The sequence below is a fragment of the Marinobacter sp. BSs20148 genome (assembly GCF_000283275.1).
GTDB lineage: Bacteria > Pseudomonadota > Gammaproteobacteria > Pseudomonadales > Oleiphilaceae > Marinobacter > Marinobacter psychrophilus.
Map to the genome: position 1 here is coordinate 1,401,362 of NC_018268.1, position 13,902 is coordinate 1,415,263.

A 13,902-nucleotide genomic window follows, 5' to 3' on the forward strand; every position below is an offset into this window, starting at 1 on the left:
CTTTAGCCAGATAGGGAGTGCATAGTTTTGAGCGATTCTTCAGCGACTGTATCCGAGTTCAGCAAGCAGCTTATCCAGGGCATTGGGATCCTGGAGCGTCTTGGGGTTATTGATTTTAACGGCCACTTCAGTGTGCGTCTGCCTGACGGGCGCATTCTGATCAACAGTGGTGATTCCGTCCGCAGTGCGCTGACGCTAGACGATTTTGTCACGGTGGGTGCGGACGGCGAGATGGATCCCGAGCAGCCGCGGCCACCTGCTGAACTTCCCTTGCACCTTTCGATCTACCAGGTGCGTCCGGATGTGAAGGCCGTGGTTCATGGGCACCCAAAATGGTCAACCTTGCTGACAAGCGCCGGTGAGAAGTATCAGGTGGCATTGGCCCAGGGTGCGCTTCTGGGCAACGTACCGATCTATCCTTCCCCCCAATCAGTCAACAATAAAGAAATTGGTGACAAAGTTGCGGAAACCCTCGGCGGGGGCAAGGCTGCGTTGCTCAAGGCGCACGGCTCGATTCTGGTAGCCCAGGATGTTCTGGAGGCGACCGTGATGGCCATTTACCTTGAGTTGAATGCGGAGCGGCAGGTGCTCGCGGCGCCTCTGGGCGGCAGTTACATCTTCTCCCCGGAGGAAGTAGAGGGTAGCCGTAAAGGGCTGTCTAAGCGGGGCCTGTTTGAGAAATGCTGGAATTATTACATCGCAAAATTTGAGCTGGGCTGAGTTCCGGCCCGACCACCACAACAATGAGGTAACAGTCATGTGCGGCGAATTTGAGGAAGAAGATTATATTGACGATCACCTGTTTGAGCGTCTTGTGCAGATGTCGGGCAAACACGGCGTCGTGCCCACTGAAGTTAGCGAGAGCGGTCGATCCGATTTGTCGACTCAGGTAGCGCGGAGCCAGTATATGACAGATCTCTTTCAGGCTGGCCTGACTCGGGCGCTCAATGATGCCAATAATCTTTCTCCAGGGCAGCGAATGGATGGCGTTGCCGGACAGGCGATTGCATTTGCGCGCCTTGCGGGGTTCCTGGCGGGTCAGCTTCCACCGGGCGCCGATGTCCTGCGTCCTGTGATTGATGCGTTGATGGAAGGTCATCGGGAACCCTCAGATTGGGCCGATTCTCACGAACATCACCATCATCATGCCCACGAACATTGAATTTCCAGAAGGCATTTGCCGTGACCTCCGAAACTAAACGCCAGTGGCTAATGGCGCTAGTGAGAGACGGGTTTGGCAAAAGCTTTTGGTGGTTTTTTGCTTTTGCGTTAGGGATGGGGGTGGTTTGCTATCAACTCCTCGGACCACAAGCTTTTCACGAGGCTGTACGTGCAGACCTTGGGCTACTTGCGGACATGCTGCCACGAGTGATTGCAGCATTAACTGTTGCTGGCATGGTCTGGGTGCTCTTGCCTCGGGACCGCATGTCCAGGCTGATAGGAAAGGAAAGCGGTTTCTGGGGTTTGGTCATTGCCACTGCCGCCGGGATCATCACGCCCGGTGGCCCTGCTTCAGCTTATCCTTTGCTTGCGGTTATTGGCGGTGCGGGCGCTGATCGCGGTGCCTTGGTGGCCTACATCACCAGTTGGGCGATTCTCGGTATACAGCGAATTCTGATATGGGATGTGCCTCTGATGGGGGTCGAGTTTTCTCTGACGCGCTTTTTGATAAGTCTGCCCTTGCCGATCCTGGCTGGATTGATTGCGCGGCGGCTACCGCTGTCTCTGTCGCTGATGGAGGAGGTCCGGCCCGACCCAGTGGGTAGCATTTCTAGGCCGCCTGCTAATACGGAGACTCATCAGAAATGATATCGGTGGGCATGTTAATTATCTTTGGAGCGCCGGTGGTATTGGGCGGTTACGCCTTGTCGCGGCAGGATGGGAGCTTTCGGCAGGGCCTGGTCAGGGCCGTCGAGCAGTTCGTGAAGCTGGTTCCGCGCATGTTCTGTGCGCTGGTTGCGGCGGGCTTTGTTGCAAAGCTGATTCCCTCCGAGTTCATTAGCCGTTTTCTGGGGGATGAAGCGGGTGTTACCGCGATTGTTATCGGCAGCGTAGCCGGCCTTCTGATTCCTTCCGGTCCTGTGGTCGCTTTCTCAATTGCCGCAACGTTTGCCAAAGCCGGCGCCGCAAATGCAGCGCTCGTTGCCTTTATCACCGCCTGGACACTGTTCGCGGTGCACCGCGTGGTGATCTTTGAAATTCCGCTCCTTGGATTTTCATTCCTTCGGCTGCGGTTGCTGTCAGTGATTTTGCTGCCATTTTTAGCGGGATTGATGACTATTGGCGTCAAACAGGCCTTGGCATGGGTTGCCGTTTCCTGATTCGGTCCGCTTCATAAGGGCCTTCAATGAGAGAGTTCGGGGTTCCGGACCTCTTGAACATACCGAGGAGAAGGAAATGAGAGTAAGCATCATAGGTATTGGCGACATGGGCCGGGATATTGCCCGCCACGTCAAGAATAAAGGCCATGACGTCACTGGTTACGACATCAGCGAACAAAGACGCTCTGATGCGGCCGCTAATGGACTTAAGGTGGTGGACAGTTTGGCCGAAGCGGTGGGGAACGCGGAAGTCCACCTGGTTATTGTTGCTACCGACGCGCAGTCCGAGACCGTTACCCGCGAAATTCTGCAATCCGGACCCGCAGGCAGCACGGTAGTGATTCTTGCCACTAACGGCCCTAAGACGATGCAGGCACTGGCCGTCGAATGTGAGGCCAAAGGCCTGGGCTTTGTTGACGCCCCGGTCGTGTTCGGGCGTCAGGGCGCGGAGGAGGGCCAACTGGGCAGTCTCTGCGGCGGCACGAAGGCGCAGGTTGAGAAGATAACGCCAGTGCTCGAAGCCTATAGCAAAGCTGTTCACCATGTCGGATCTGTTGGTTCCGGACAGGTGGCGAAGGCCTGCAACAATATGCTGCATTGGGCAGCCTGCGTTGCCAACTTTGAAGTACTGTTGCTAGCTAAACGTTATGGCATCGACGCTCAGCAAATGCGCGAAACCCTCATCGAATGCCCTGGCACCAACGGCACCCTGGTGCGATGGGATGATACCCGGTTCACCTGGCACGAGAAAGACTTGGACCTGGCTTTGACCCTGGCCCAAGAAGGTGGGTTGCCGCTACCCTTGTTTGGTCAGGTAGATCAGCTTGTCAAGCACCTCGACGCCGAGAAAGTGAAAAATCTTCTTTATGGTCCGGAGGCTGAGTATTTGGGGCAGCATGTAAAACCGCTTACGAAAGAGGAAGGCGGGCTCAATTAAAACTAAAATCAGGAGTCATTATGAGTGCTGAAAACGGATCCAAATACAAAAAATATCAGTCTGACGTGATTGTAGACCTGCTACACGAGTACGAATTTCCTTACATCGCGATGAACCCCGGCGCCAGCTTCCGCGGACTGCACGACTCAATCATCAATTACGGTGGCAATAAGCCGGAAATGCTGCTCTGCCAGCATGAGGAAATTGCCGTGCAGATCGCCCATGGTTATGCCCGGGCCACCGGCAAACCGATGGGTGTTATTCTGCATAATTTGGTGGGCCTGCTGCATGCTCAAATGGCCATCTACTATGCCAATCTTGACCGCGCGCCTATCTTTATCATGGGTGCAACAGGACCGATGGACGAAGGCAAACGTCGTCCTCATATCGACTGGAGCCATACCGCCCTGGTCCAGGGCGAGGCGGTGCGCAATTACACCAAGTGGGATTACCAACCGACGGCTATCGAGGGTGTGCCGGAAAGCTTCATGCGCGCCTACTCAACCATGGTGACCGAGCCAAAGGGCCCGATTTACATGTGTTACGACGCGTGGCTTCAGGAAAAACCGCTGGACGAGAATTTGAAACTTGGTATGCCGCCGGCAGGTATGTCGAAGTCGCCCGCCCGCATGGGAGCCGATCCGGTCATCCTCGAGCAGATGGTGGACAAGCTGCTCGCCGCCCAGAACCCCATCATCATGGCGGAATATACCGGACGCCACGAGGACGGTTTCGACAATCTCGTGGCCTTGGCGGAAACCTTGGGCGTGCCGGTCTGGGACATCAATGATTCACTGTGCTTCCCCAACCGACATCCTCTCTGCGCCTCCATGGACCAGGAAGTCATGCGCAAAGCAGACCTGATACTTGGCATTGACGTTCGCGATTGGGAAAAACCGACCGCGCACCTCGACAGCACAAATCGAATTGTGACTTCGTTGGTGTCAGAAAAGTGCGAGTGGATGGAGGTCGGGTTTGGCGAGATTGGCATGTCGTCTTGGGCGATGGATTACGGCCGCTATCAGCCGAAAGTCCTGAGCGCCTTGGGAGACCCCGCACTGGTGATGCCGGAAATGACACGCATCGGTCAACAGCGCCTTGATGCCGATGGCAACCTCGCAAAACGAATTCAGGACCGTAAGGAAGCTTTGGGCCAGCGCCATGATGAAGTCTGGGCGCAATGGCAGGAAGATGCTCGCGCAGATTGGGATAGCGAGCCACTGGCACTAGCCCGTTTTGCGAGTGAGGTTTGGGAGGTCATCCAGCATGAAGACTGGGTTTGTGCGACCGGTACATTGCATAACTGGACCCGCAAGATTTGGGACTACGATAAGCCTTATCGACACGCGGGGAGGTCGTTGGGCACTGCGACCCAGATCGGCATGTCTATTGGCGTGGGTCTGGCCTACAAAAATACCGACAAGGTTGTGGTTGCGCTGCAGCCTGACGGTGATCTAATGTTTGACGCAGGGGCGCTCTGGACCGCTGCTAAGCATGAGATTCCGCTGCTGATTCTTATGTTCAACAATCGGGCCTACTTCAACGACTGGGAGCACCAGATTCGCATGGCGAAACTGCGTGGTACCGATGAGGCCAAGGCTCACATAGGTATGGACCTGTTTGGACCGGATCCGGACTTTGCCACTATCGCTCAGGGCATGGGTTGCTATGGAGAAGGGCCCATTACAAAGCCTGCTGACGTAGGGCCAGCGATCCGCCGTGCCCTTGCGGAAGTCAAGAAGGGCCGTCCGGCGCTGGTGGATATAATAACCCTTCATCGGTAGCCACTATGCATACAGCAAGCCACCCGGTTTGCCGTCTGGACTGTTCAATCATGCCGGCTCGCCGGCGAAAATGTATCTTGCTGAGGAACACAGTTGTGGTTGTATCCAATAGCCAGCTTACTACAGGCCGACCCTGTTTTTTGACACCGGTCGGCAAACTCTTCGGTTATCTCGCCCATCCAAGCGACTCAGAGAGGCATCCGGCGGTACTCGTTATTCATGAAAATACCGGTCTCAACGCCCACATCGAGGATCTGGTCCGACGCTTTTCCGAAGCAGGCTTTGTCGCCTTCGCTCTGGACGCTCTTGCGCTCCAGGGCGGTACGCCAGCCGATGAGGACCAGGCTCGTTCAATGATTAATAGCCTTGATGAGGGTGACAACCGCGACAACTATCTGGCAAGCCTTGATTACCTTCGCACTTTACCAGGGACCAACGGCAAGGTGGCCAGTGTTGGCTTTTGCTGGGGTGGAAAAGTCTCCGGCGAACTCGCGGTCGCCGATCCAGACCTTGATGCGGCGGTGATCTATTACGGCAAATCACCTGATTCGACCCGGGTCCCGGACATTACCGCACCACTGCTGCTGCATTACGGAGAGCAGGACGAAAGAATTAATTCGACAGTGCCTGAATTTCAGAAAGCGCTAGAGCAGCACGGTAAGCGTTTCTCTCTTCACATGTACAAGGGCGCTAGCCACGCGTTCAATAACGATAGCCGAAAGGATCGTTACGACTCTATTGCCGCGACTGAATCGTGGAAACGCACGATCTCTTTTCTGGAGGAGGAGCTAATTTTCGGAAGCTGAGTAGCGTGGTCTGTAGGCGATCCATAACTTTTACAGTATGTGAAAAGAACAAACTGTAAATTTACAATATGCTTCTGGTGATCAAGACTGATTCTAAATTCGACTAGAAGCATGACGCCTAATGGAAATTAATTCGCTAGCAGTCAGAAGAGGTTATCTCAATTATCGCCTTGATGGTCCTGATCACCTGCCGCTTATCGTATTTTCGAATTCGCTGGGCACGGATGCACGTATCTGGTCGGCCGTCACGTCTTTGCTCAGTAATCAGTACCGGTTTTTGCTTTATGACAAGCGTGGTCACGGGCTCTCCACCTGTCAGGGCGGAGACCGGCTGGAAGAGCATGTCGACGATCTGATTCAGTTGCTGGATGGACTTGGTCTGCAGCAGGTGTATCTCTGTGGCCTCTCGGTGGGGGGTATGATTGCGCAAGGTGTTGCTAGTAAGCGATCCGACCTGGTTAAGGCGCTAATTCTGTGTGCTACAGGGCATCGCATTGGTACTCCAACAATATGGAACGAGCGGGTTGAGGCGATTCGTAGTGGCGGAATGGAGGCGGTGTCTGAATCGGTGCTCGAACGTTGGTTCACGCCCGAGTTCCGTCAGCAACATCAGCCCCAATGCGCTCTGTGGAAAAGTATGCTCATCCGTACGCCGCTGCAGGGCTATATCAGTACTTGCGCCGCGATTCGTGATGCTGACTACACCAAGATTTGTCGTACTCTGACTGTTCCGACACTTTGTGTGGTCGGCGACAGCGACGAAGCAACGCCACCAGAATTAGTGAAGGCGTTAGCGGATCTGATCCCGGACACGCGTTTTGAAATTATTGCCGGCGCAGGGCATATGCCAGGTATTGAGCAGCCGGCGGCTTTAGCTCTTCTGATCGACAAGTTTATCTCCAATCATGGCAAGGATAAATGTCGTTTTGAGCGCGGAATGCATGTTCGACGGTCGGTGCTAGGCGCCGTTCATGTTGACCGTGCCGAGGCGAACAAAACACCTTTCGATGAACCTTTTCAGACGTTCATTACCGAATCAGCCTGGGGCTCCGTCTGGAGTAGGCCTGGACTGAGCAAGCGAGATCGTAGCTTGTTGACCATTGCCATGATGGCTGTGCTGGGACACGACGATGAACTGGCCATGCACATACGCGCCACCGAAAATACAGGCGCGAGCATGGTTGAGGTGAGAGAGACTCTACTGCAAGTCGCCATCTATGGAGGCGCACCGGCTTCGAACAATGCCATGCGCATTGCTAAAAAGGCTTATGCAGAAATGGCTCAGTTCAGTCAATAGTTAACAGAGAAGACACGGCATGAGCAAAATGAGCAGACGCTCTTGGGCGTCAAATCCGTCTTACATAGACGAAAGGTACAAATCGACGATCTTACGTGGACCTTTGAAATCCCTGGTGGCAATCGACCCGGAACTGGCCGAGTTGACAGGCCCCGCCTTCGGGGCTGAAGTCATTGGTCCCTTGGACCATGATCTGACTCGCAATGGTCAGGTCAATGGTGAGCCCATTGGCGAGCGCATCGTCGTTACTGGTCGCGTTCTGGATGTTCATGGCAATGCAATACCCCGCACCCTTGTTGAGGTCTGGCAGGCGAATGCGGCGGGACGCTATGTCCATAAAAAAGACCAACACAACGCCCCGCTGGATCCCAATTTTCTGGGCGCGGGCCGCTGTCTCACTGATGCTGAAGGCCGCTACCGGTTCTACACGATCAGGCCGGGGGCCTACCCTTGGGGGAATCACTATAATGCTTGGCGCCCCAATCACATTCATTTTTCGTTGTTTGGCCCGACAATTGCGACCAGGCTGGTTACTCAGATGTACTTCCCTGGAGATCCTTTACTGGCTTTCGATCCGATTTTCGAAAGTGTCCCCGAGGCGGCCAGAAGCCGTTTGGTTAGTGATTTCTCTCTGGATGTGACCGAGGAGGGATTTGCTCTTGGTTATGTGTTTGATATCGTGTTGCGGGGCTTCGCGTCCACGCCGATGGAGGTAGACTGAATGAGGATTAAACAGACCCCATCCCAGACTATCGGGCCGTTTTTTCATTATGGCCTGAATCCTTTAGAAGCCAACTACCCCCACACACAGATCACAGGAAGCTGTCTGGTATCTCCCAAAATCGAGGGAGAGCGTATTCGCCTCACAGGCAGGGTGTTTGACGGCAAAGGTGTGGCGGTGGAAGACGCGCTTGTCGAAATCTGGCAGGCGAACGCCGCCGGGCGTTACCGGCACCCTGGCGATACGCGGGTTGACCGCGCGCTAGATTATGACTTTAGTGGCTTTGGCCGCTGCGGCACGGGGATGCATGAAGGCTGTCACTTTAGTCTTTACACTATAAAGCCCGGTTCTGGCCAAGTGGGGCATGCTCCATTCATTTCCGTCACGTTATTCATGAGGGGCCTGTTAAATCACGTCTATACTCGTGTGTACTTTGATGACGAAGTCGCAGCGAACGCGGCCGACCCGGTCTTTAGCAGCGTTGATGAAAAGCGTCAGTCGACGATCCTGGCCAAGCGTCGTGATTCGCGCGAAGGGGTGGAGTATGTTTTTGATATCCACATGCAGGGTGATCAGGAAACCGTGTTCTTTGATCTTTGAGCAAATGCCTGGGTGGAGTTTTTTCTCAGGAATTCAGAATCGAAAAACATGATTAGCCTGCCCGTAAGAGAGTGACTATGAGCCAATTCGGCCTCGGCGATTCGGGCCTTTACAGCAGACTGTTATCGGACCAAGAGTGTGGGCATCACCTATCGGACCAGGCTCAGATCAAAGCGATGCTGAAGGTCGAGGGGCAGCTTGCGCTGGCGCAAGCCGAGGCTGGGCTAATTCCGCGCGAAGCCGCAATTGCCATAAATCAGGCGGCTCTTGGTCTCGAGCCTGAGCCGCTTAGTCTTGCGACGGGCACTGCATCAGCGGGGGTTCCCGTACCTGCACTGGTCAAGACTCTTAAGGACGGACTGGCGCCGGACATTGCGCGCTGGGTTCACTTTGGTGCAACCAGTCAGGACATCGTTGATACCGCTCTTGTTCTCAACTGCCGGGCGCTCATTGGGGTGTACGAATCACGTCTGCTCAGTGTTATAGGGATGCTCGCGCAGCTGGCCGAGCAACAACGCGGCTCGCTGATTGCGGGTAGGACCCGAACCCAGCAGGCCGTGCCCATGAGTTTCGGTTTGAAAATCGTAACCTGGATTGATCCTCTGCTTCGGCAGCATCAGCGTCTTGCGGAGCTTAGGCCACGCCTGCTCAAAATTCAGCTAGGTGGGGCAGTAGGCAGTTTGGTGGCGATGGGGTCAAACGCAAACGCAGTGGCGCGTGACCTAGCAGATCGCCTGGATTTGAGATATGCGCCAAGCTGGCATACTCAGAGGGACAGTCTGATGGAATTTTCCGGGTGGCTGGCAATGACGACCGGCAGTCTCGGAAAAATTGCTGAAGACTGGCTTCGCATGGCCCAGACGGAAGTTGGCGAGCTACGGTTCAGCAATGGCGGCGGCTCATCCACCATGCCCCAGAAGTGTAATCCAGTTAATGCTGAGATCATGATGGCTATGGCCCGGCAAAATGCCGGTCTGGCTGGCCAGATGCAGCAATGCATGCTGCACGAGCACGAGCGCAGCGGCGCTGCCTGGACCTTGGAGTGGCTGGTGCTGCCGCAAATGCTCATGAACACTGGGGTCGGGTTGCGTCATTGCCTGGAGGGGCTGCAGCATCTGGAAATTTCGCCTGACCGAATCGATGCCAATCTTAACAGCAGCAATGGCTTGATTTATGCCGAAGCAGCGACGTTTGCGCTGGCCGCTTTCATGTCCCGGGACGACGCATCCAGGCATGTGGGGTCGGCGTGCCAGAGCGTGGCTGGGTCTGAACGCCACCTCTTTGATGTCCTCAAGGAGCTGACCGGGCGGGAACTGGATCTTCCACAGATCAGGCAGGATTTACTTTGTGGTGGTGCCTCTGAGCACTGGATTGACGAGTCCCTCAAGAATGCTCGAACGTTGACTGGTAGCGACTCGTCTACTAACTAATGCAATGATCGGGCAAGTGTTTGTCCTCTTTATCCAGCGCCACGCTGCTAATACATGCCGTTTCGTTATCCAAAAATTTCATTAAGTCATTATTTATCCGCCTCTGACTCCTGTACAAATACGGTTCATTCTCTTCCAAACACAATAACGAAAAAAGGAGGTTAATTAGATGCGACCGTTTGGTTTACTGTTTCTGTTGGCGTTATCTGTCGGCGCCTATACCGCGCTTTCTTCTGCCCCCGTCACGGCTAGTGAGCAGGACGAAGCTGACTTCTATGACGGTCGCACCGTTCAGCTCATGATCGGCTATTCTGCGGGCGGTGGGTACGACGCCTACGGTCGCACTCTAGCGCGGCACCTTGGAAAGCATATCCCGGGTAATCCCGATGTTGTCGTAAAGAATGTGCCAGGGGCAGGCTCGCTGGTGCTTATGAATCAAATCGCTAACACATTGCCTAACGATGGAACAGTCATCGGTGCCGTTAACTCCGGGATGCCATTCGAACCACTTTTTGGCAATGAGCAGGCCCAGTTTGACGTCAACGAGGTGAGCTGGCTTGGCAACCTCAGCCTGGTTACATCGGTAGGCCTATTTCGCAAAGAGTCCGGCATCAATAAGTGGCAAGACCTGAAGGCTCAGGCAGCGACGGTAGGGGCGACCGGTGCCGGATCCAACACCAACACCATCCCCCGGGTACTGGCGAAACTGTTTGATCTGAAACTGACGGTGATTGCTGGCTATCCCGGCAGCAATGATGTCGGTCTTGCCATGGAACGTGGCGAAGTGGACGGAATGGGAAGTGCGTTTCTGAGTACGATCAAAGCCAAGAATCCGGAATGGCTTGAGCCGGACAGCGATGTGAACATCGTCTTCCAGCTTGGACGCGAGCGGCACCCGGATCTGTTGGATGTTCCGTTGGTTAGCGAGATGGCGAAGACGGATAGGGAGCAACAGGCCGTTGACCTGCTTGGCGCGCGGCTGATCATGGGTCGTCCTTATGTAGCGCCTCCTGGCATGGCTCCCGAGCGTTTGGCTACCTTGCGAAAAGCGATTGAGCAGACGACAAAAGATCCCGCGTTTCTTTCTGACGCCGGCAATCAGGGCTTGAGTATCGACTTCGTGGATGGCGAGGAAATGCAGACGTTCTTTAAAGAAGTTTATGGCTACCCGAAGGAGATCGTAGAGCTTTTAAACGGGGCGATGCAGTAACTGGTCTCGAGCTGGCTGAGAAATTCTTAATATAGGGTCAGATTCTTCGTTTTTTCAGGAGATACGGTTGTGGATAAGCAGGACTGGTCAGCGAAGAAAGTGTGGATGGAGGTCGTGCCAGAAGAGGAGCAGGACCTCTATCGCCAGTCTGGATTTGGTGAGCGTCAGCCCTTTGGGATCTGTCCTGCATTGATCGTCATCGATGTCACTCTGGCCTTTACCGGTTCTAAAAGCCAGTCTGTAGCAGACGCAATCCGAGAGTACCCCACCGCCTGCGGTGAGGTAGCTTGGGATTCACTTCCGCGGATTGCGCGTTTGCTGAAACTGTTTCGTGACCGAAGCTGGCCCATTGTGTTTACCCGCAATGACAGCATTGATCAGGCCTTTGCGGGGAGCGCGACCAAGCGTGTGAGGTCCAAACCATCACCGCCCAGTGGTCAGGAATTCCCGGCGGAAATCGCCCCGTTAGAGAATGAATGGGTGCTAGAGAAGGCTAAAGCCAGTTGTTTTTTTGCCACCCCATTGAGCTCTTACCTTCAGGTACAGAAAGTCGACACACTGGTCGTCTGCGGCGTCTCGACGTCCGGGTGCGTGCGGGCTTCCGTGGTGGATGCATGCTCCCACGGATACACAACGTATCTGGTCGACGATTGCTGCTTTGACCGCTCTCACTTTGCCCATTGCGCTAACTTATTCGACATCAGCGCCAAGTACGCGTCTGTTGTTTCCTTGGCAGAACTCGAAGCGCTCTGCTTGTCTCATAGCCCCGGATAACGGCTATAGCATATAAAGTAATCAAAAGTGATTTGTGCTCGATGTGTTTTACCTGCGCAGTGTCACTGGCTGATAACAAAAACACAGATGCTACGAAAAAGGATAATAATCATGCGAGCAGCGATAAATTTCCTAGTGCTTGTCCTGACCATGCCCCTTTGGTCGGCCAGCGCTTTCGGACAAACCAAAAACACTGACAATTTCTATGCTGGAAAAACTATTGACCTGCTGATCGGACACTCTCCGGGCGGGGGCTATGATACATATGCCCGAACACTTGCCCGTCATATTGGCAAACATATTCCCGGTCAACCGGAAGTGGTGCCCAAAAATGTCACCGGAGCCGGCAGCCTTGTCCTGATGAATCAGGTCGCCAACACTCTTCCCAACGATGGTACCGTCTTCGCTACTGTCAATCAGGGAATGGCGTTTGAGCCGCTGTTTGGCAACGATCAGGCAAAGTACCAAGCAGCTGATATCGTCTGGCTCGGCAGTCTGGCCAAGGGCACCAGTCTCTGTGTTTCGCATAAAGACGCAGAAGTTCAGACCTGGCAGGATCTCAAATCCAAGACGCTGACTGTGGGTGCATCCGGCGCCGGGGCTAGCACCAACGTCTATCCGCGGGTTATGGCGGAACTTTTTGACTTCAAATTCAATATTGTTACGGGATATCCAGGTGGCAATGACATCCTGCTGGCTATGGAGCGCGGTGAGGTTGAAGGGCGCTGTAGCTGGCTGCTTAGTAGCGCAAGAACACAGAAGCCTGGCTGGATTGAGGATGGTGAAGTTAATGTGCTATTTCAGATGGCGCTGGAAAAACACCCAGACCTGCCGGATGTCCCATTCGTCATGGATTTTGCAGAAACCGATAAACAGAAAAAAGTTTTGAGACTGTTCCTCGCCCGGCAGTTGATTGCCCGGCCCTACGTCATGCCTCCCGGAGTTCCGCAAGAACGGGTGGCAATCATGCGCAAAGCGATGGCCGAAACGGCGATAGATCCAGAATTTCTTGAGGATGCAGCGAATCAGAGCCTGAGCATTGACTTCGTGACCGGCGAAGAAACCCAGGCAATTATTTCGGAAACCTATGCGTACCCGGATGAGGTGATTGCTGTGGTGAAAAACGCCATGTAAACCAAAATCCTTGGCAGATATAGACCCAGTGGCCTATATCATCAGGTTGTTCGGGTAGAGCCAGCGTAAGCGCCAATAAATCAGCACCTACATTTCCGCTCGCCGATTGCACACTGACTTCCTCACCCATTCCATGAGGAATCAGCATGACTCCAACCGAACGAGCGCGTACCTGGCAATAGTATATTACTGACTGGTAAGTCTCCGGCGTGTCCGGCAGCGCTTACTGTAAGCAACAGACGCTGGACTACCATTAATTTGTTTACTGAGGCCAGAAGCTGGCCCCGACTGAAGACTCTCCAAAAAAGGCGCGCGCGGCCACTGGTTTCACTTAGGTCGTTTCTGCTCCTGGCGCTGGCATCGGCGGAGCCGATGGCCTGAACGTGTCAGTGCCCGGGGGTGTCTCGATCACCGGTTTGCACGCCTGCAACATCGAGTTGCTGGGCGCTGTTTTGAGGCAGCTGTGATGCCCCACCGATCTTTACGCCCGTCCTTGTCGTTGCCAGAGATTTATCTGTATTGGGCGCCCGTTGATTTCCGCAAGCAGGCCTAGGGCCTGGCGGTCTTGGTTGAACAGGAGCTGGGCATAATCCGTTTACCGGAGCGCTCTTCGCTTTCACCAACAAGCACCGGAACAAGATCAAATACCTGATGTGGGAAGACAACGGTTTTGTACTCTATTACAAGGCGTTAGCTGAGGAGAATTCCAAGTGGCCTAAGGCCTCAGATGAGCTAATGCCACTCACGGGCGAGCAGATCAACTGGTTGGTGGACGGTTACGATATTGCCTTGTTAAAAGGGCACAAAACCCTGCATTATGAGGCCGTTAATTAGTTCTTTTTTGGTGCTTCAAAGTGTTGTTTTTCTGTAATTTGTTCATGAAATTAC

General features: G+C 54.2%; 14 protein-coding genes and 1 pseudogene. All 15 read left to right on the forward strand.

Going from position 1 to position 13,902, the window contains the following annotated elements; all coding sequences use genetic code 11:
- The first annotated feature begins 27 nt into the window (after positions 1 to 27).
- Entirely contained in the window at positions 28 to 720 is a 693-nt protein-coding gene (locus MRBBS_RS06275; RefSeq protein WP_014870608.1) for a class II aldolase/adducin family protein, read from the forward strand.
- 37 nt (positions 721 to 757) lie between these two features.
- The gene (locus MRBBS_RS06280; protein ID WP_014870609.1) at positions 758 to 1,162 is read left to right on the forward strand and encodes a hypothetical protein; all 405 of its coding nucleotides are present in this window, start codon (positions 758 to 760) and stop codon (positions 1,160 to 1,162) included.
- A gap of 20 nt (positions 1,163 to 1,182) precedes the next feature.
- A complete protein-coding gene (locus MRBBS_RS06285) occupies positions 1,183 to 1,809 on the forward strand; it encodes a permease (protein ID WP_014870610.1) in 627 nt (208 codons plus the stop codon).
- Positions 1,810 to 1,820: 11 nt separating this feature from the next.
- Complete coding sequence (locus MRBBS_RS06290) at positions 1,821 to 2,321, forward strand: hypothetical protein (RefSeq protein ID WP_227497588.1); 501 nt, start codon at positions 1,821 to 1,823, stop codon at positions 2,319 to 2,321.
- Complete coding sequence (locus MRBBS_RS06295) at positions 2,308 to 3,258, forward strand: NAD(P)-dependent oxidoreductase (protein WP_227497589.1); 951 nt, start codon at positions 2,308 to 2,310, stop codon at positions 3,256 to 3,258. Before MRBBS_RS06290 ends, MRBBS_RS06295 begins: the two co-directional genes overlap by 14 nt.
- A gap of 20 nt (positions 3,259 to 3,278) precedes the next feature.
- Positions 3,279 to 5,042: a thiamine pyrophosphate-binding protein gene (locus MRBBS_RS06300; protein ID WP_014870613.1), complete on the forward strand. Its 1,764-nt coding sequence runs from the start codon at positions 3,279 to 3,281 to the stop codon at positions 5,040 to 5,042.
- A gap of 95 nt (positions 5,043 to 5,137) precedes the next feature.
- Positions 5,138 to 5,848 (forward strand): dienelactone hydrolase family protein, encoded by a 711-nt coding sequence (locus MRBBS_RS06305; RefSeq protein ID WP_014870614.1) that lies wholly within the window; start codon positions 5,138 to 5,140, stop codon positions 5,846 to 5,848.
- A gap of 121 nt (positions 5,849 to 5,969) precedes the next feature.
- Positions 5,970 to 7,145, forward strand: a complete 1,176-nt coding sequence (gene pcaD / locus MRBBS_RS06310; RefSeq protein WP_014870615.1) for a 3-oxoadipate enol-lactonase — start codon at positions 5,970 to 5,972, stop codon at positions 7,143 to 7,145.
- Positions 7,146 to 7,164: 19 nt separating this feature from the next.
- Positions 7,165 to 7,866, forward strand: a complete 702-nt coding sequence (gene pcaH, locus MRBBS_RS06315) for a protocatechuate 3,4-dioxygenase subunit beta (protein ID WP_041635131.1) — start codon at positions 7,165 to 7,167, stop codon at positions 7,864 to 7,866.
- Positions 7,867 to 8,466: a protocatechuate 3,4-dioxygenase subunit alpha gene (gene pcaG / locus MRBBS_RS06320; RefSeq protein ID WP_014870617.1), complete on the forward strand. Its 600-nt coding sequence runs from the start codon at positions 7,867 to 7,869 to the stop codon at positions 8,464 to 8,466.
- A gap of 77 nt (positions 8,467 to 8,543) precedes the next feature.
- Positions 8,544 to 9,896, forward strand: a complete 1,353-nt coding sequence (locus tag MRBBS_RS06325) for a lyase family protein (protein ID WP_041635132.1) — start codon at positions 8,544 to 8,546, stop codon at positions 9,894 to 9,896.
- 169 nt (positions 9,897 to 10,065) lie between these two features.
- Positions 10,066 to 11,106 (forward strand): Bug family tripartite tricarboxylate transporter substrate binding protein, encoded by a 1,041-nt coding sequence (locus tag MRBBS_RS06330; RefSeq protein WP_041635133.1) that lies wholly within the window; start codon positions 10,066 to 10,068, stop codon positions 11,104 to 11,106.
- Between the two features lie 69 nt (positions 11,107 to 11,175).
- Positions 11,176 to 11,880 carry an isochorismatase family protein gene (locus tag MRBBS_RS06335; RefSeq protein WP_041635134.1) on the forward strand — a complete coding sequence of 235 codons (705 nt, stop codon included), beginning with the start codon at positions 11,176 to 11,178 and terminating at the stop codon, positions 11,878 to 11,880.
- Positions 11,881 to 11,991: 111 nt separating this feature from the next.
- Complete coding sequence (locus MRBBS_RS06340; RefSeq protein WP_014870619.1) at positions 11,992 to 13,014, forward strand: Bug family tripartite tricarboxylate transporter substrate binding protein; 1,023 nt, start codon at positions 11,992 to 11,994, stop codon at positions 13,012 to 13,014.
- 594 nt (positions 13,015 to 13,608) lie between these two features.
- A pseudogene (tnpB, locus tag MRBBS_RS18875) lies at positions 13,609 to 13,848 on the forward strand (IS66 family insertion sequence element accessory protein TnpB); the annotation flags it as partial.
- Between the last annotated feature and the right edge of the window lie 54 nt (positions 13,849 to 13,902).